14 protein-coding genes are annotated in these 18,800 nt (G+C 63.8%); 7 read left to right on the top strand and 7 right to left on the bottom strand.

The genetic code is table 11. From position 1 onward, the window contains the following. Positions 1-12 precede the first annotated feature (12 nt). Positions 13-1,947 carry a M3 family oligoendopeptidase gene (locus IVA78_RS14075; protein ID WP_247465960.1) on the bottom strand — a complete coding sequence of 645 codons (1,935 nt, stop codon included), beginning with the start codon at positions 1,945-1,947 and terminating at the stop codon, positions 13-15. Positions 1,948-2,074: 127 nt separating this feature from the next. Between IVA78_RS14075 and IVA78_RS14070 the strand changes: the two genes are divergently transcribed. The 3 genes from IVA78_RS14070 (at position 2,075) to IVA78_RS14060 (ending at position 8,020) form a co-directional block, all read left to right on the top strand. Further along, complete coding sequence (locus IVA78_RS14070; RefSeq protein ID WP_247465957.1) at positions 2,075-3,571, top strand: sigma-54 dependent transcriptional regulator; 1,497 nt, start codon at positions 2,075-2,077, stop codon at positions 3,569-3,571. Between the two features lie 346 nt (positions 3,572-3,917). Then, positions 3,918-6,128 (top strand): L,D-transpeptidase family protein, encoded by a 2,211-nt coding sequence (locus IVA78_RS14065; RefSeq protein ID WP_247465955.1) that lies wholly within the window; start codon positions 3,918-3,920, stop codon positions 6,126-6,128. A gap of 275 nt (positions 6,129-6,403) precedes the next feature. Continuing rightward, entirely contained in the window at positions 6,404-8,020 is a 1,617-nt protein-coding gene (locus tag IVA78_RS14060; RefSeq protein WP_247465954.1) for a DUF882 domain-containing protein, read from the top strand. Between the two features lie 53 nt (positions 8,021-8,073). Here the strand turns inward: IVA78_RS14060 and IVA78_RS14055 are convergent, their stop codons facing one another. The 3 genes from IVA78_RS14055 to IVA78_RS14045 form a co-directional block, all read right to left on the bottom strand. Beyond that, positions 8,074-9,837, bottom strand: coding sequence for an adenylate/guanylate cyclase domain-containing protein (locus IVA78_RS14055; RefSeq protein ID WP_247465951.1), 1,764 nt, complete (start codon positions 9,835-9,837; stop codon positions 8,074-8,076). Between the two features lie 80 nt (positions 9,838-9,917). Beyond that, positions 9,918-10,190 (bottom strand): DUF2312 domain-containing protein, encoded by a 273-nt coding sequence (locus IVA78_RS14050; protein WP_008546273.1) that lies wholly within the window; start codon positions 10,188-10,190, stop codon positions 9,918-9,920. A 188-nt stretch (positions 10,191-10,378) separates the two neighbouring features. Continuing rightward, on the bottom strand, positions 10,379-10,684 hold the full coding sequence (locus IVA78_RS14045; protein ID WP_247465949.1) for a DUF1244 domain-containing protein: 306 nt from the start codon (positions 10,682-10,684) through the stop codon (positions 10,379-10,381). Positions 10,685-10,874: 190 nt separating this feature from the next. Here IVA78_RS14045 and IVA78_RS14040 point away from each other — a divergent pair, with 190 nt between their 5' ends. Together IVA78_RS14040 and pyk are read left to right on the top strand one after the other, a co-directional pair. After that, complete coding sequence (locus IVA78_RS14040) at positions 10,875-11,465, top strand: DUF1036 domain-containing protein (protein ID WP_247280188.1); 591 nt, start codon at positions 10,875-10,877, stop codon at positions 11,463-11,465. After that, positions 11,462-12,898 carry a pyruvate kinase gene (gene pyk, locus IVA78_RS14035; protein WP_247280189.1) on the top strand — a complete coding sequence of 479 codons (1,437 nt, stop codon included), beginning with the start codon at positions 11,462-11,464 and terminating at the stop codon, positions 12,896-12,898. Before IVA78_RS14040 ends, pyk begins: the two co-directional genes overlap by 4 nt. A 145-nt stretch (positions 12,899-13,043) precedes the next feature. Here pyk and IVA78_RS14030 read toward each other — a convergent pair whose 3' ends face one another. Continuing rightward, positions 13,044-13,724: a TetR/AcrR family transcriptional regulator gene (locus IVA78_RS14030; RefSeq protein ID WP_247416228.1), complete on the bottom strand. Its 681-nt coding sequence runs from the start codon at positions 13,722-13,724 to the stop codon at positions 13,044-13,046. Between IVA78_RS14030 and IVA78_RS14025 the strand changes: the two genes are divergently transcribed. Beyond that, positions 13,704-15,497 (top strand): hypothetical protein, encoded by a 1,794-nt coding sequence (locus IVA78_RS14025; RefSeq protein WP_346275303.1) that lies wholly within the window; start codon positions 13,704-13,706, stop codon positions 15,495-15,497. The genes IVA78_RS14030 and IVA78_RS14025 overlap by 21 nt on opposite strands. A 261-nt stretch (positions 15,498-15,758) precedes the next feature. Here IVA78_RS14025 and IVA78_RS14020 read toward each other — a convergent pair whose 3' ends face one another. Further along, positions 15,759-15,923 (bottom strand): Flp family type IVb pilin, encoded by a 165-nt coding sequence (locus IVA78_RS14020; RefSeq protein WP_247280192.1) that lies wholly within the window; start codon positions 15,921-15,923, stop codon positions 15,759-15,761. 389 nt (positions 15,924-16,312) lie between these two features. On the opposite strand from IVA78_RS14020, the gene IVA78_RS14015 reads away from it, so the two are divergent. After that, a complete protein-coding gene (locus tag IVA78_RS14015; protein WP_247465947.1) occupies positions 16,313-17,803 on the top strand; it encodes a hypothetical protein in 1,491 nt (496 codons plus the stop codon). Between the two features lie 43 nt (positions 17,804-17,846). On the opposite strand, the gene IVA78_RS14010 is transcribed toward IVA78_RS14015, so the two are convergent. Then, entirely contained in the window at positions 17,847-18,758 is a 912-nt protein-coding gene (locus IVA78_RS14010; RefSeq protein ID WP_247465945.1) for an arginase family protein, read from the bottom strand. Between the last annotated feature and the right edge of the window lie 42 nt (positions 18,759-18,800).

Genomic DNA, 18,800 nt, shown 5'->3' with positions numbered 1-18,800 from the left:
GAAGCCAGCCACTCAGGCCATCTTCTCCAGCTCGTCGATCATGCCGGCGATGACGCTGAGCCCGCCATCCCAGAATTTTGGGTCCTTGGCGTCGAGCCCGAATGGCCGCAGCAGCTCGGAATAGTGCTTGGTGCCGCCGGCGGCAAGCATGTCGAGATAGCGCTCGGCAAAGCCCTCGGCCGCATTCTCGTAGACCGCATAAAGCGAGTTCACGAGACAATCGCCGAACGCATAGGCGTAGACGTAGAACGGCGAGTGGATGAAGTGCGGGATGTACATCCAGTAGTTCTCGTAGCCCGCCTTGATCTCGATCGCGGGCCCCAGGCTCTCGCCCTGCACCGACAGCCAGATCTCGCCGAGCCGGGTCGCGGTGAGCTCGCCGTTCTTGCGCTCGGTATGAACCGCGCGTTCGAACGAATAGAACGCGATCTGCCGCACCACGGTGTTGATCATGTCCTCGACCTTGCCGGCGAGCAGCGCCTGGCGCTGTTTTGCGCTCTTGGTCTGCGCCAGCAGCCGCCGGAAGGTCAGCATCTCGCCGAACACGCTCGCGGTCTCCGCCAGCGTCAGCGGCGTCGGCGCCATCAGCGCGCCGTTCTTCGCGGCGAGCACCTGATGCACGCCATGGCCGAGCTCGTGCGCGAGCGTCATCACGTCGCGCGGCTTGCCCTGGTAGTTCATCAGCACGTAAGGGTGCGCCGACGGTGTGGTCGGATGCGAGAACGCGCCGGGCGCCTTGCCCGGACGCACCGGCGCGTCAATCCAGCGATCGGTGAAGAAGCGCTCCGCAATGTCGGCCATCTTGGGCGAGAAGCCGCGATAGGCGGTCAGCACCATGTTCCGCGCATCGGGCCAGCCGATGACGTCGGTCGCGGCAAAGGGCAGCGGCGCGTTACGGTCCCAATAAGCGAGCCGCTTCTTGCCGAACCACTTCGCCTTCAGCCCGTAGTAGCGATGCGATAATTTTGGATAGGCCGCGCGCACCGAGGCGACAAGCGCATCCACCACCTCGCGCTCGACGCGGTTGTTGAGGTGCCGGGAATCCGCAACATCCTGAAAGCCGCGCCAGCGGTCGGAAATGTCCTTGTCCTTCGCGAGCGTGTTGGTGATCAGCGCAAAGGTGCGCTCATTTGCCTTGAAGGTCTTCGCCAGGGCTTCGGCGGCGGCCTTGCGCTTTGCGCCGTCTGGATCCTGTAGGAGATTCAGCGTCGGCTCGATCGCGAGCTCTTTTACGCCCACCTTGAAGCGCAGGCCCGAGATGGTCTGGTCGAACAGCCTGTTGAAGGCGGAATAGCTGGTCTGCGCCTTCTCCAGGAAGAGCTGCTCGAGCTTGTCGTCGAGCTGATACGGCTTTTCCTTGCGCAAATCCTCGATCCAGGGGCGATAGTGTGCCAGCTCCGGTGTCTGCATCGCGCGGTTCAAAATATCGTCATCGATCCGATTGAGCTCGAGCGCGAAGAACAGAAGATGTGTCGACGCCGCCGTCAGGCGCTCGGACACGTCGCCGTAAAACTTTGAAATCGCAGGGTCCACGCTGTCGCCGGCGTGGACCAGGCCGGCATAGGAGCCGAGACGGCCGGCGAGGTCGTCGATCGCCTCATAGCGTCGCACGGCTTCAGCGAGCCATTTTCCGCCATCTTCGTTTGCTGTCCCTGTCGCGAGCTTGCCCTTGTAGTCCGTCTCGAACGCGACGCAATCGGCATCCATCTTGTCGAGGTCGCGCGCCACTTCCGGCGCCTCGATCCCCGAATAGAGATCGGCCAGGTTCCACTCCGGAAGCTTGCCGGTCTTGCTTGCAGGCTTTGCAGGCGGAGACTTTGCGGAAGGCCTGGAGGACTTTGCTTTGGCGGCGGATTTCCTGGTGCTCGGCTTGCGGGGAGCGGACTTGCTGGAAACGGGCTTCTTGAGAGCAGACTTCTTGAGAGCGAGCTTGGAGCGCGAATTCATTGTGCGGGAAACCTGTGTTCAACCGTCGCGACGGCGGGCGTGGGCATCAAGGTTTAAGAGTGCGTTAATCGGCTTCGGCCAGAGTGCCCCGATTCGAGACAGATAGTTGTAGCGTGCAGGGAAAACCATGGCTGCTAGTATTTTGATCGCCGACGACGACGCTGTAGCCCGCCGGCTGGTCGAAAACATGGTGCAGAAATGCGGCTACGAGACGGTCGTCGTGGATTCCGGCGACGCCGCGATCGCTGCCCTCACCGCTCCCGACGCCCCGGCCATCGACGGCGTCATCCTCGATCTCGTGATGCCCGGCCTCGACGGCATGGGTGTGTTGGCGAAAATCCGCGAAGCGGGCCTCAGCATCCCGGTCATCGTGCAGACCGCGCATGGCGGCATCGACAACGTGATCTCGGCGATGCGCGCCGGCGCGGCGGATTTCGTCGTCAAGCCGGTCGGCTTGGAGCGGCTTCAGGTTTCACTGCGCAACGCGCTTAACGCCTCCGCACTGAAGGGCGAATTGCAGCGCATCCGTCACAGCCGCGAGGGCCGTCTGAGCTTCTCCGACATCATCACCCGCTCCGAGGCGATGGCAGGCGTGATGCGCACCGCGCAGAAGGCGGCGAACTCCTCGATTCCCGTGCTGATCGAGGGCGAGTCCGGCGTCGGTAAGGAGATGTTCGCGCGCGCCATTCATGGCAGCGGCGAGCGTAAGGCAAAACCCTTTGTCGCCGTGAATTGCGGCGCGATCCCCGACAACCTCGTCGAGTCCATCCTGTTCGGCCACGAGAAGGGCGCCTTCACCGGCGCCACCGAGCGGCACATGGGCAAGTTCGTCGAGGCCCATGGCGGCACGCTGTTCCTGGACGAGATCAGCGAGTTGCCGCTGACGGCGCAGGTCAAGCTCTTGCGCGCGCTCCAGGAAGGCGCGGTCGAGGCGGTCGGCGGCCGCAAGCCCGTCAAGGTCGACGTGCGCATCATCTCCGCGACCAATCGCAAGCTCCTGGAGCGGGTCAAACAGGGGCACTTCCGGGAAGACCTGTTTTATCGCCTGCACGTGCTGCCGTTGACGATCCCGTCGCTGCGGGCCCGGCGCGAGGACATTCCGCATCTGCTGCGGCATTTCCTGGCGCGCTTTGCCGCCGAGGAGAACCGCACCATCACCGGCATCAGCGGCGAAGCGGTGGCTCACCTCGCCCAGCTCGACTGGCCTGGCAACATCCGCCAGCTCGAAAATGCGGTCTACCGCGCGGTGGTGATGAGCGACGGCGACCAGCTTGGCCTCGGCGATTTTCCCCTGCTCGCTTCGCAGCCGCATCCCGCAACCGACATTCCGACTGCGCCACTGATGCTCGAGCCGATTGCGGCGCCTTCCTTGGTATCAGGTAACGAAATACCGATTGCTCCCCTCCCGTCGGCAGGAACTCTCTGCATGCTGACCGCGAGCGGCGATGTCCGCCCGCTGGAGGACATGGAGAACGAAATCATCCGCTTCGCTATCTCGCATTACCGCGGGCAGATGTCCGAAGTCGCCCGCCGCCTCAAAATCGGCCGGTCCACGCTCTACCGCAAACTCGACGAAGCAGGCGTGCCTGGCCATGGCGGGAAAAGCGACGAGGAGACGCACTGAGCCGTATCTGCACAGCGGATTGCCCGTTGCCGCGAAGAGGCCGCAAGCCCTTCGCATCACGGTGAAATTTCGTCGCGACGCGAACCGTGACCTGGAAGTGACAGACACAGGGAAAAGCGCGTGGGGCATGCGCATAATTCGTTGCCAAAAAGGCTGCCTTGAAGTCAGTTTGTCGTGAGTTGTCCCGGGTAGCGCTGGCCGCAAAAACGGGGCCCGTATATCGTCTGCGTATGAATCGTTGCGTGCAGGCGTGCGACTTTCGAGCGGCCGGCGCGTTTAGCCGAAGATTTAGCGACGATAACGAAGCTGTTCCACGAGGGACAGTTCACCCGAGGGGTGTGACACAATGCGTGACTGTTTGAACCACCGTGCAGGCTTTGACCGTGTCTTGATGACGGTCGCGGCAACCTTCCTCACGGTGTCGGCCAGCTCAGCCCTGGCGCAGGATCAGACGCGCAGCAGCGCCGCCGAGCTCGCGATCGAGGCCGCGATCCCGCGCCCCGAGCCGGCCAACGTCCCGCCCCCAACCGCCTCCGACATCAAGCTCGATACCACCGCCACCGTTCAGGCCACTGCGAAGGAGCCCGTGAAGACCGAAGTCGCACCGGCGCCCGACAAGGTCGAGACCAGGCCTTCCGACGTCGCCACCTCGCCCGGCACTGAGGCGCCGACGAGCGAGACGGCCAAGACCGAACCTGCGAAGACCGAACCCGCGAAGACCGAGCCTGCCACATCTGAACCCGCCAAGGCAGAGACGGCGACGGCAACGCCGGCCGCGCCTGTGGCCCCCGCTGCGGCTCCGGCCGCCGAGCCGGTGAAGGCCGCGAGCAACGTTCCAGCTGCCGACCAGCCGGTCGCCGACAGGCTCAAGGACATCATCGGCGCCAAGACGTCGCGCCATTTCGACCGCAAGAACGAGCGCGCGGCGATCGAGAAGTTTTACGGTGCGCGCGACTTCGCGCCGGTCTGGACTCAAGGCGGCAGCCTGACCGCTGCAGCCAAGGGTGTGATCGCACGGCTGAAGGACGCGGCCTCCGACGGCCTCAATCCGGCCGACTATCCGGTGCCGGATTTCGCCGCCGCGACCACGCCCGATACGCTCGCCGATGCCGAGCTGAAACTCACCGCCAGTATGTTCGACTATGCGCGGCACGCCCAGAGTGGCCGCATGCACTGGTCGCAGGTCAGCGGCGACATCCTTTATCCCGAGCACCCGGTCGACCCGAACGAAGTGCTTGCCAAGGTCACGACCGCGACGGATGCGTCCGCCGCGCTCGACAGCTACAACCCGCCGCACAAGCTCTATAAGGAGCTGAAGGCCAAGCTCGCGGAGCTCCGCGGCCACGGCAGCGGCCCGTTGATCGAGATCACCGACGGTCCGGCGCTGAAATACACCCCGGCCGGCAAGAAGCAGGCCGAGATCGTCGTGGAAGATGCGCGCGTGCCGCAGCTGCGCGCCAAGCTCGGCATCACCGAGAACGCGAACGACACCCGCTATGACGCGGCGGTCGCCGACGCCGTGCGCAGATTCCAGAGCGGCGCCGAGATGAAGGCGACCGGCATCCTCGACGACAAGACCGTCAAGGCGCTCAACACCCCCAAGCGCGACAAGCAGATCGACGTGGTGCTGGTGAACATGGAGCGCTGGCGCTGGCTGCCGCGCGACCTCGGGGCGCCCTCACTCGGCGATGCCTATGTCATCCTCAACATTCCCGACTATACGCTGAAGGTGATGCAGCGCGGCCAGCAGGTCTGGACCACCCGCGTCGTCACCGGCAAACCGGGCACGCATGCGACGCCGCTGCTCACCGAGACGATGAAGTACATCACGGTCAATCCGACCTGGAACGTGCCCCCGTCGATCGTCTACAACGAATATCTGCCGGCGCTTCAGCAGGACCCGACCGTGCTTCAGCGCATGGGCCTCAAGCTCGAGCAGAACCGCGACGGCTCGGTGCACATCTCGCAGCCGCCGGGTGAAGCCAACGCGCTCGGCCGCATCCGCTTCAATTTCCCGAACAAGTTCCTTGTCTATCAGCACGACACGCCGGACAAGCATTTGTTCGCCCGGGACGAGCGCGCCTTCAGCCACGGCTGCATGCGTGTGCAGAATCCGGATCAGTACGCGTCCGTGCTGCTCAATATCACCATGCCGAACGACAAGTACACGCCCGAGCGCGTCCGCAGCATGTACGGCAAGAGCGAGATCGACCTGAAATTCCCGACCCCGATCCCGGTCAACATCACCTATCAGACCGCGTTCGTGGATGACGCCGGCAAGCTCCAGTTTCGCAAGGACATCTATGGCCGCGACGCGACCATGATCAACATCCTGAAGAACAACCGCGGCAAGGACCTCGAGGCGGTCGTGGCGCATTCGCAGCCGAGCTATTCGCGCCCGGCGACGACGCTGCCCTCTGGCGTGGCGGTGGCCAACAATGGCGGTGGCTTCGGCTCGTCCGGACCGAACTTCTTCGAGCGGCTGTTTGGGGCACCAGCCCCGACCGCGCCGCCCGCACCGGTGGGCCGCCGCCCGCAGCGGGTGTTTACCCGCTGAGGCTCAGCTCCTCTGTAAAATTCTGCAATAAAATCAGCGACCCCGCCCCTGGACGGGGTCGCTTAACGTTAACCACCCTCAACCTCGGCCCGGACAGCGGGCGTTTTTTTGCCACAGTCAACCGTTTAGGATTGTATTCTGACTTGGTTTGGGGGCGGGAAGGTCAACCTCGAATTAACCTTCTCGCTTTAAGAAAGCGTTCATCCTCTTTCGCGCTGCTACGGGGTTGGCGGGAGAGTCCATTTTGAACGCTGGTCGACTGGGTGGGCTCATACGTGCTGACTGGTCTCGCACGCCAATTCGCTGTGCTGTCGTTGTCCCATGCGGGAGTGAAGGCCGGATCCAGGATCGGCCTCGCTGCTGCACTGCTGCTTGCTGCCGCAGGTTCGGTTCATGACGCCGCCGCGCTGAACGAAACCAAGACGCTCTCCTTTCATCACACCCATTCCGGCGAAGACCTCACCGTCACCTTCAAACGAGACGGCCGGTATGACGAAGCCGCGCTGAAGCAGCTCAATCACTTTCTGCGCGACTGGCGCACCCAGGACGAGACGGTCATGGACCGTCGCCTGTTCGACATCCTCTGGGAAGTCTATCGCGACGTCGACGGCAAGCAGCCGATTCAGATCATCTCCTCCTACCGCTCCCCCGCTACCAACGCCATGCTCCGCCGCCGCTCCTCCGGTGTGGCGCGCTTCAGCCAGCATATGCTGGGCCACGCGATGGACTTCTATATCCCCGGCGTGCCGCTGGAGCAGATCCGCTTCGCCGGCCTGCGCCTCCAGCGCGGCGGCGTCGGCTTCTATCCGACCTCCGGCTCGCCCTTCGTGCACCTCGATACCGGCAGCATCCGGCACTGGCCGCGCATGACGCATGACCAGCTCGCCCGCGTTTTCCCGGACGGAAAAACAGTGCATCTGCCAACCGACGGCGTTCCGCTGAAGGGTTATGAGCTCGCCAAGGCCGAGATCGAGCGACGCGGCAGCGGCGACGATTCCGGCAGCAAGACCAATTTCTTCGCCGCCTTGTTCAAGGGCACGTCGGCGGCTCCGGCTGCCAGCAGCGACGAGGATGACGAGGGCGCACCGGCGCCGGCCGCGAAACCGGCGACGCCGACTGTGGTCGCCGCCGCGGCCAAGTCCGCCGAGCCGGTGCCGACGCCGCGCGCCAAGCCGCAGATCGCTGCAACGCTCCAGCTCGCCTCGGCCGACGCGCAGATCGTTGCGCCACCCAAGCCGAAGCCGGGGGCTGACAAGCCGGCGACCGCCAAATCTGCCGATGCCAAGCCCGAGACCCCGGCCGACATCATCAATGCCCGCGGCTTCTGGGATGATATCCCGGCCGCGCCGCAGCAGGCGACGCCGGCACAGGTCGCAGCGTTGAAGGCGCGCCAGGCACTTGCCGCCGCCACCGATCCGCAAGCCACCGCGAGCGTCTCCAGCGCAGCCTACCAGGCGCTGGCCTTTGCCCCCGCTTCCGCCTCGCCGGTCGACCGCGCCAATGTCGTCGCCGCCTCTACGCCGATCCCGCGCTCCGCTCGTCCCGCTTCCACGACGCGCAGCCTCGCTCAGGCCGAGATCAACACCGTGGTCGGCAAGAGCATCGATGGCAGGATCGCTACCGCGACCCGGCTTTCCGCGGCCAAGGGCGACAGCATCTGGCTCAAGATCGTGATGCTGTCACCGAGTGCCAGCCGTGCGATGTCGGTGACGCTGATGGGCGAGCTCGATACCGCGGCGCTGCGCCGCTATTTCATCAAGCCGCAGGCCGTGATCGCGATGGGTTTTGTCGAGGACCCGATGCAGGGCCTGTCCTGCGACAGTTTCTCGGGTAGCGCCACCGCCAAGCTCGAGACGACGTCCTTCGTCATGCGCACTGCCGCGCTGCGCTGAGAGCCGCGGCCCAGCCAAGCTCTCGCCTGCCCTGTTCTTCCTGCGCGTATCGATCAAGCCGGCAGGCCAGCCCTGAGGAGGCCGGATTCGTGACGCTCGCGATCGATCTCGCGCTTGTAGTGCAGGGTTGCAAGATAGGCTGCCACCGAGAACCCGGGTTCGCGCTTCAGGACCTCCGCGGCGTGAGCGCCAGCCGCGACGGCATTGTTCATCTGCGCGAATATCGCTGCAAGGAACGCGTGATGGGTATAGTCGGGCCGCGTGATCCTTGAAAACGCCTCGGCGGCCTCGGCGTATTTCTCCGCGCAATAATACGCGCGACCGAGATGGCTCCAGAATCGCTCGGGATGATGAGGGTTGAGCCGCATCGCTTTCCTGATCCAGTCGATGCCCTCCTCAGGCAAGCCCAGCCAGGTCAGGAGCTCTCCCTGCTGCACGACAACCAGATCGTAGTTCGGGTTGAGGGCCAACGCACGCTCCTGATGATAAGTGGCTTTTTCATAGTCGTGGCGCGTCAGATTGAGCGCGGCGAGGATGCGGTGCACGTCTGCATCATTGTCGTCGAGTGCCAACGCGATCTCGAGTTCTGCAGCCACCTGCTCGAAAGTCGCGTCGCGGTCAGCGCACCAGCCATAAATCCAGCACTGGCCGAGCACACACGCCTTCCAGGCGTGAGCGTGGGCGTAATTAGGATCCATCGCCAGCGCCCGGTTGAGCAGTATCTGCGCCTGCGCGTTGTCCTCGCGTGTTGAACGGTGATGCAGGAGCTTTGCAGCCAGCACGCATTCGTAGGCGCGCATGTTCTCGGTCGGCTTGCGCTTGGTGCGGTCATGCGCTGCCGCTTCGACGCGACCAGGCAACGTCGCGACGATCGCGCGGGTCATCTCGTCCTGGATGGCGAAAATATCCTGGAGCTCGCGATCGTAACGTTCAGCCCAGATGTGGCGATCGGTTTCCGCGTCGATCAGCTGCACGGTGACGCGGACACGCCCGCCGGCTTTCCGCACACTGCCCTCGATGACATAGTCGACCCCGAACTCACGGCCGATGTCCTGGACCTTTACGGCCTTGCCCTTGTAGACGAAGGTCGAGTTTCGCGAGATGACGAGCAGGTCGTGGAAGCGCGAGAGCTCGGTGATGATGTCTTCCGTGAGACCGTCGGCGAAGAACTCCTGTTCCGGATCGCCGCTCATGTTGGCGAACGGCAGCACGGCGATGGACGGCTTCTTTGAGACAGTTGGTGACGTAACAGCCTTCGTCGCCTCTGGCAGGCTTGCAGGCCCTTCCGCCAGCCGCATGCGGAAGATGCGGATCGGGCGAGCGATGTTCTTGACGTTCTGCTCGCCGAGATCGTCGAATTGAACTCCGTCGAGCCGGTCGCCCACCTGATCGCGGACCGCGCCTGAAACGCAGATCCCTCCAGGCTCGGCCAGCGCCTCCAGTCGTGCTGCGACGTTGACGCCGTCACCAAAAATGTCGTTTTGATCGACGATGACATCGCCAAGATTGATGCCGATGCGGAATTGTATCCATCGCGGCGGCGGGACATCGGCATTGCGCCGCGCCATGCGGCGCTGAACCTCCGCGGCACATAGCACGGCATCGACGACGCTGTGGAATTCGGCGAGCATGCCGTCACCCGTCGTCTTGATGATGGTGCCGCGATTCTTGGCAATGGCCGGATCGATGAGCTCGACCCGATGGGTCTTGAGGCGCGCAAGGGTACCCGCCTCGTCGACTTCCATGAGCCGGCTAAAGCCGACCATGTCGGCGGCGAGGACCGCGGCAAGCCTGCGCTCTGGTCCCGGCACATCCATCGCTCGGTCCCTTCACCGGGCACTCTAGCAGATGAAGGGATTTCGCCCAAGCTTGGTGCGCTGCAACGCCCCCGGGCGCCTCAGATCATCCCCAGCGCCTGCATGTAGGTCTCGAGAATGGTCTCGGCTTCAGCGCGCTCGTTAGGGTCCTGCTTGCGCAGGCGCACGATGGTGCGCAGCGCCTTGACGTCGTAGCCGTTGCCCTTGCTCTCGGCATAGACGTCGCGGATGTCGTCCGAGATCGCCTTCTTCTCCTCCTCCAGCCGCTCGATGCGCTCGATGATGGATTTGAGCTGGTCCTTGGCAAATTTCGTCGCGGGCTCGTCGTCGCGGACGGCGGCGGAGGTGGCCATCTTGGTACTCCCAATGGAACTGGCAAAAACAAGGTGACGCCGGCATCCTCACCGCGCGTGCTGGGTAGACCCTTAGGGTTGGCGCTCCCGGCGTTCAAGGCAGCATCGCGCTCGTCCACAGCGCGCCCACACCTTCCTGCGGCTGCTTGAAGAAAGCTGTTGTGTGGCGCGACTCAGCAGGCCGTCGTTCAGTGCCCGTGGGGATGGACTTTCTTCATCGCCTCGATCTGCTCCGGCGTGGCTGTGCCCTGGTATTTCGATTTCCAGGTCTCGTAGGGCATGCCGTAGACGGCCTCCCGGCTCTCATCCTTACTCAAGGCGACGCCTTGGGCGTCGGCGGCGTCCTTGAGCCAGTTGGACAGGCAGTTGCGGCAAAAGCCGGCGAGGTTCATCAGGTCGATGTTCTGGACGTCCGTGCGTGTCCTCAAATGATCGACCAGGCGGCGGAAAGCGGCCGCCTCGAGCTCCGTTCTGGTTTTGTCGTCGATTGCCATAGCTGGATTCCTTGGCCCTGAATTGTGCTCTGCCGCCCGATGGCGGTCACCCTTACGGGATCAGGTGGGTCCTGTCACAGATTTTGCCATATCACGGCGCAAACGAGCCGGCAGCCGGCCTTACCGCTCCTTGGGGCGGTTCTGCGGCGCCACGCCAAATCGTCAATGATCTGATATAGCTTCCGCGCCAATGATCGCCGAATCTCCCCGCTCCCCCCTTTGCGTGCTCGCCCGGTTGGTCCCGGTGCTGGCGGTCGCGCTGCTGTGCCTCTGGACCAGCCCGGCGTCCGCCGATTTCCGCCTCTGCAACAACACATCGAGCCGGGTCGGAATCGCGCTGGGCTACAAGGACGCCGAGGGCTGGACCACCGAGGGCTGGTGGAACATCTCGTCGCGCACCTGCGAGACGCTGCTGCGGGGAACGCTGGTCGCCCGCTATTATTACATCTACGCCATCGACTACGACCGTGGCGGTGAATGGTCGGGCCAGGCCTTCATGTGCTCGCGCGACAAGGAGTTCACCATCCGCGGCACCGAGGATTGCCTGGCGCGCGGCTACGACCGCACCGGCTATTTCGAGGTCGATACCGGCGAGCAGCGGGCTTGGACGGTCCAGCTCACCGACGCCAACGAACAACCGGCGCAGCAACGCGTACCTGGCCTGCCCGGCACGGTTGGCCCGGGCGGGGTTCCCGGTTTGCCCAACAGCCCGCCCGGTGGTACGCCGCCCGCGACTGGCCTCCCGCCAGCGCCCTCGCCCCCGTCTGGAAGTAAGCAATGAGGCGCCTTCGCCGTATCAAGATTCTCGCGACCCTGGGACCTGCCTCGTCGGACCTCGCGATGATCCGCCGCCTGTTCGAGGCCGGCGCCGACCTGTTTCGCATCAACATGAGCCACACACCGCATGACAAGATGCGGGAGCTGGTGGCGACGATCCGCAACGTCGAATCGAGCTACGGCCGGCCAATCGGCATTCTGGTCGACCTCCAGGGCCCGAAGCTCAGGCTCGGCGCCTTCAGTGATGGCGCGGTCCAGCTCCAGAACGGCCAGACCTTCACCCTCGATTCCGACAAGGCGCCAGGCGATACCACGCGCGTCCACCTGCCGCATCCGGAGATCCTGGCCGCGCTCCGGCCCGGCCATGCGCTGCTGCTCGACGACGGCAAGGTGCGGCTGATCGCGGAGGAGACCACGAAGGAGCACGCGGTGACGCGTGTCGTGGTCGGCGGCAAGATGAGCGACCGCAAGGGCGTCAGCCTGCCCGACACCGACCTGCCGGTCTCGGCGATGACCCCGAAGGACCGCGCCGACCTCGAGGCGGCGCTCGTCACCGGCGTCGACTGGATCGCGCTGTCCTTCGTGCAGCGGGCTGACGACGTGCTCGAAGCCAAGAAGATGATCCGTGGCCGCGCCGCGGTGATGGCCAAGATCGAGAAGCCGCAGGCGATCGACCGCCTCGCCGACATCATCGAGGCTTCCGATGCGCTGATGGTGGCGCGCGGCGATCTCGGCGTCGAGCTGCCGCTGGAGCGGGTGCCGAGCCTGCAGAAGCAGATGACGCGAATGGCGCGCCGCGCCGGCAAGCCGGTGGTGATCGCGACCCAGATGTTGGAATCGATGATCCAGTCGCCGGTGCCGACCCGGGCCGAAGTCTCCGACGTCGCCACCGCCGTTTACGAGGGTGCCGACGCCATCATGCTGTCGGCGGAATCGGCGGCCGGCAAGTTCCCGGTCGAGGCGGTCTCGACCATGAACCGCATCGGCGAGGAGGTCGAGCGCGACCCGACCTATCGGTCCGTGATCATGGCGCAGCGCCCCGCGCCGGAATCGACCGCCGGCGATGCCATCGCCGACGCCGCGCGCCAGATCGCCGAGACGCTCGACCTGCCCGCCTTGATCTGCTGGACCAGCTCGGGCTCGACCGCCGTGCGCGTTGCGCGTGAGCGGCCGAAGCCGCCCATCGTGGCGATTACACCGAACATCACGGCCGGCCGCCGCCTCGCCGTCGTCTGGGGCGTGCACTGCGTCGTGGCCGAGGATGCCCGCGACCAGGACGACATGGTCGGCCGCGCCGGCCAGATCGCGTTCCGGGACGGCTTCGTCCGGGCCGGCCAGCGCGTCATCATTGTCGCCGGCGTGCCGCTCGGCATCCCCGGCACCACCAACATGGTGCGCATCGCCTCGGTCGGCCCCGAGGGCGATGCCCATATCTGAGTCCGGCTGCTCAAACAAAAACTGCGAAAACAACCCCATGCACAGTAGAAGGCGCATCCGGCGCTCGTGCTGCGGTCTTTCGAAAAGCCCTGTTCGAGCAACGGCCTGAGCGCAATCAGGCCTCCGCCCCGATCGCGCGGCGGATTTACGCCCCAACCAGCGCCTTCGCGGTCGGCAGCAACGTCTGCTGCACCACCAGCCCCCTGGCCCGGGCGTCCATGACGCCGACCGCACGCAGCGCCAGCAGCGTCACCGTCTGCACCGCGTCGCGCATCTTGACGGGATCCTCGAGATTGTCGGGCGCGAGCGGCCCGACCAGGGCTTCATGCAGCGCGCCGAGCAGCGCGGTGGCAGCGAGCGCGGTATCCTGCGCCGGCAGATGGCCGGCGCGCACGGCGGCGTCGATCCGTGACGCAATCTCGCCGGCGATCTCGCGGCGGCTGGCAAGGCGCGAGGCACTGACATCGACATCAACGGGCTCGGCCAAGATGCCCCAGGCCAGCCTGCGCTGCGACAGCGTATGGACCGCCACGGTGGTGACCGCGGCCGCCAGCGCCGAGGACGGCCCCGGCGCGCCGTCGGCCGCCCGCCGGATGGCGGCGAGTTCGTCGCGCGAAACCTCCGCAATCAATTCGGAGATCAGCTCGGCCTTGGAGGGGAAGTAGCGGTAGACCGTCCCCGCCGCAACATTGGCCCGGAGCGCGACCGGCGCGATCTGCACAGCCGCCATCCCGCCTTCGGCCGCAGCCTCCCGCGCCGCCGCCAATATCGCACTGCGCCGGGCTGCAAGGCGCTTCACCACTTGATGCGTCCGCCGATAAACCATGGCGCGCTTCCTGTCCCCACGCGCCAGCCACGCCCCGCGGCCGAACGCTTCGTCACGTCGAAAGATGCAAATCGCCCCGCAAGGACTGAACAACTATTCAGGGTGGATGACAAGATACAAATGAGCATACGAGCGCCACGCAACTGGGCTGCAAGCAAGCAAGTAGTAGTAAAGGCATCCTTGCACCGCTGGGCCGCGGCAAGCCGGTCCAGTTTACCTCAACTTAAAGGCGATCATGTTCAGGTGCTGACGCGCTGTTGTGCGTGGTCATTCAACTCCGAGAGTGCAATGTCGATCTCCATCACGAGCAGCGTTCCCGTCCGCGGCGTTGCGCGCTGGCTCATGCCGTTCTGCATTGGCGCCATTGTCTACGTGTTCTTTCTAGGCATCGGCGACGTCATGCTGCGCGACTCCGATACGCTGTGGCAGATCAAGATCGGGCAGTGGATCCTCGAACACCGCGCACTTCCCTACAACGACATTTATTCGTTCACCCGGGCCGGCGAGGCCTGGATCTCGAGTTCCTGGCTGTCACAAGTGCTGTTCGCGCTTGTTTACGAACCATCGAACTGGTCGGGCGCAGTGATCCTGACATCGCTCGCGATCGGTGTGACTGCGGCGATTTTCGTCTACCTGCTTGAGCCCTATCTGGAACCTGCGCGCGCCTTTCTGCTCCTCACTCCGCTGCTCGCGATGTCGGTCGGCCACTTTCTCGCCCGCCCGCACATGCTGGCCCTGCCTGTCATGCTTGCCTCTGTCGGCGGGTTGCTGGCGGCCGCCGATCGGCGCACTGCGCCCTCCTGGCTGTTGCTGCCCTTGATGGCCTTGTGGGCCAATCTTCACGGCGGTTTCGTCATGGGGCTGGTCCTGATTGGCCCCATTGGCCTCGATGCAATCGTGGCCGCAGATCGCAACGACCGGTTTGCAGTGGCGGCGCGCTGGGCCTTGTTCGGACTTGCTGCGCTTGCCGCGAGCTGCTGCACGCCCTACGGCTGGGACACGCTTCTCGGCGCCACGAAAATCCTCAGCCTCGGTAAGCTGCTCTCGTTGATCTGGGAGTGGATGCCGGCCGACTTCAGCTCGTTCAGCCCGTTCGAAGCCGCCCTGCTCGGTTTGATCGCTATCGGCTATTGCAGCGGACTGACGCTGCCGTGGACCCGCATTCTTCTGCTGCTAGGCCTGACCTGGGCGGCACTCACCCACGTCAGAAACATCGAGGTCTTTGCCCTGTTGACCCCGCTCGTGGTCGCAAAGCCGTTCGCCGAACAATTGGGACTGACGAGAGCTGTGGCGCAAGAACCGCGGTTCTCCTTTACAATGACCGCAATTGCGGCGCTCGTGATCGTCGTCGCCGGCTGGAGCATCACCCGCTCCTATGCGACGCCGCACCGGTATGCTTTTGTTGCCAATCAGAGTCCCGCGGCTGCGGTCGACCTGCTCGAACGGCGGCACGCGCAGCGGATCTTCAGCACCGCTCCGATCGGAGGCTATCTGATCACCCGCAACATCAAGAGCTTCATCGATGGCCGCGCTGAGCTGTATGGAGAGCAGTTTGTGCTCGACTACTTCGATGCCGTTGAGGGCAAGAACGTGGAGACTCTGCTGCGTCTGCTCGAGACCTACCGGATCGATGCGACGTTGCTGAACACCAGCATTCCCGCCGCTAGAATTATGGACCATTTGCCGGGGTGGAAGCAGCTCTATGCGGATGATATCGCCGTGGTTCACGTCCGCGATGACGCACCGGTGCAGCTACCTCCCGCGTCACGGTGAGCCAAACAAGGCCGCTGGCTCTCGCGACCTTGCGCGTAAGAAGAAAACCATGGCGGAAGCTTGCGCTCTCCTTCGAGGCGTCCGTCTGGGGCGGACTCTCAAGTGGTTTGCGGCGGGATATTTGAGCCGCATGGTGAGGCGCCTGCCAAGCGGGCGACTTGAACGATACACCTTAGGCGGTCGTCCGACTGCAGCTGCATCGCCCAAAAGAAAAGAGCCCCATCGGGGACGGAGCTCTCGAAATTCTTAAGTCGTCCAGTCTTACTTCAGGCTGGTCGAGATCGAGCCGAACTTGCCGTTCAGCGTGCTGCCGAGGTTGGTGACGACGGTGATGATCGCGAGCGCGATACCGGCGGCGATCAGGCCGTATTCGATGGCGGTGGCGCCGGATTCGTCCTTCACGAAACGCGAAACGAGGTTCTTCATAGACTGCTCCAAAGAGTATACGGGCTATAACTGAATCTGGTCTTCTCGGCCCAGCGCCGCCCGACCATGAAACCCAACTTAGGGGCAAAGAATTTCGCCGCAGTTAATTCGACTGCGCAAACACGGAGCGGTTTGCGTGTATTGGCCGATGGTAAACCGAAATTGAAAACAACCGGTTAAATCGTCGGAGATGAGACTGACCGGCGCCGGTTTACCCGAAGTTATCACCGCCGTGGTCCAATGCCGCCCGCTCGGACTGAAGCGCGACCAGATGAATCGTTCAGCGCGCTTCAAGTTATTGTTTCGAGCATGATCTTTCCGGAAAACTGCTACACACTTTTTGCGGATCATGCTCGGACCGACAAGAGACAACAGGACGACGAGGCGGCATGTCCCTTTCCTTTGCCAACGGCATCGCGGTGCAGGGCCGCGCACGAGCCCTGACGCCGCTCTGCGTTGGTGCGGGTGCCTATCTCTTCTTCCTCTTCGTCGGCGACACGCTGCTTCAGGACTCCGACTCGTTCTGGCAGATCAAGATCGGGCAATGGATCCTCGATCACGGCGCCGTGCCCACCACCGACTTCTATTCCTTCACGCGGACGGGCGCGCCCTGGATTTCGACGTCGTGGCTGTCGCAGGTGATGTTCGCGTTCTGCTATGCGCAATGGGGCTGGGCCGGGCCCGTGATCCTCACCGCGGTCGGGGTCGCGCTCTCGGCCGCGATCTTCGTCTATCTGCTCGACGCCCAGATCGAGGCACCGCGCGCGGTGCTGTTCGCGATGCTGGCGCTGCTGTTGTCGCTGCATCACGTGCTGGCGCGTCCGCACATCCTGGCGTTGCCCGTCATGGTGGCGTGGGTCGGCCTCTTGATGGCCGCTGCCGACCGCAGAAGCGCGCCGTCCTGGGCCTGGCTGCCGCTGATGGCGCTCTGGGCGAATTTGCACGGCGGCTTCGTGCTGGGCCTGGCGCTGATCGGCCCGATCTCGCTCGAGGCGGTCGAGCATGCCGAGAAGGGACGAGGGCTCCAACTGTTCCTGCGCTGGGTGCTATTCGGCATCGGCGCCCTGGTCGCGAGCTGCTGCACGCCTTACGGCTGGAAGACGTTGATGGGTGCTACCAACATCCTCAGCCTCGGCGAACTGCTGTCACTGATCTTCGAATGGATGCCGGCGAATTTCGCCACGTTCACCTCGTTCGAAGGCGCGCTGCTCGGTCTGATCGCGCTCGGTTACTATCGCGGCCTCGTGCTCTCGGCGCCAAGGATCTTCCTGATTCTGTTCCTGACCTGGAGTGCGCTGACGCATGTCCGGAGCATCGAGGCCTTTGCCTTTCTGGTGCCGCTGGTGTTGGCAAAGCCGCTCGGCGAGATGTTTTCGCGCCCGCAGATCGACGCCACTGATGGCGACCGCTGGCCGGCCCGCTACGTCACCGCGCTCGGCGCGCTGATGATCGTGGCCGCAAGCTGGAGCTCAACCTCGATCTACATGGGGCACCACCGCTTCAGCTTCACGATGACGCAGACGCCGGTGGCAGCGGTCGACCTGCTCGAACAGCGCAAGGTGCAGCGCATCTTCAACGCTTATCAGTTCGGCGGCTATCTGATCTCGCGCGACATCCCCGTCTTCGTCGACGGCCGCGCCGAGCTCTATGGCGAGAAATTCGTCATGGACTTCTTCAAGGCGACGGAGGGCAAGAAGCCGGATCTGCTGCCGCGTCTGCTCGACGAGCACAAGATCGACGCAACGCTATTGGTCGCCGATGCGCCGGGCCCGCAGATTCTCGACCAGCTCAAGGGCTGGAAGCGGATCTACACCGATGACATCGCGGTGATCCATGTGCGGGAGAATGCCGAAGGCTCGGCGGCGGTGCTGACGAAGTGAGGACGTAAGCCGATGGCGTCCGGCGCAGGTGGCTGGCTAGCAGCTACACCGCCCGTTTCCGCATGCAACCTATCGCATTGCAGATAATTCGCGCGACAGTAGTTGCTCCAATATTTTGCAAATCGCGATGCGGGACGAACTCGACCACGTCTAATCCGACGATCGTAGACTTTGACGCAATACCTTGCAGCAGTTCAATAACGTCGAAATAGTGCAGACCGCCCGGCTGAGGGATGAGCACACCCGGGACGACTGACGGATCAAGACCGTCACAATCGATGGTGATGAGGCACTTACCGTCGTCTTCTATTTCTTCGAGAACGCTAGCGATTCCGTGACGTCGGAGCTCTCTGGCAGTGAAAATCTTCGCGCCCCATGCTTTCGCATCGTCAAATTCAGCGCGACCAGAGCCGCCAATGCCCCGCAAACCGACTTGGACGATGCGCTTCACCCAAGATAATTCGCTGGCTCGCCGCATTGTGCTGGAGAACGTATAGCCTGATCCGCCTCGCTGATCGCGCCAATCGAGATGGGCGTCAATCTGCAGGATCGTCAGGTCTTCGGTCTTATGGAATGCCTCGAAGAAGGGTATCGGAACCGAATCATCACCGCCCAGCAGGATCGGGACAGCTCCGACGGAAAGTATTGCTTGTGTAGTTGCTCTGATCGCGTCTCGATTGCTCTCGGGTGTTGTTGGGTCCGTCAGCAGGTTCCCACCGTCCAGGACCTTCATGCTTGCTGATTCGAGCAACTCGGCGTCTTGATCAAAATCCCAACGGGTGAGATCGCTCTCATAGTGGCGCAGGGCACGACGAATGACATCCGGCGCCTTAGCGGCATGGCTCGTCTGACCTGCAAGATGAGGGGTGGCATCTGAAGCGCCAAACAAGATCACGTCGGCAGCCGGTAGCGCGGCGGCCAAGTCGCAGGCCTCAATGCCCAAAAAAGTCGCCATGTCGGGACGCACTCCGAGTATCCCGCGATAAGCTATGATCTC

The sequence above is a fragment of the Bradyrhizobium sp. 137 genome, assembly GCF_023074095.1.
Taxonomy (GTDB): Bacteria; Pseudomonadota; Alphaproteobacteria; order Rhizobiales; family Xanthobacteraceae; genus Bradyrhizobium.
Note: the sequence above shows the minus strand (reverse complement) of the source record. Positions and strands in the feature narration are given on the sequence as shown.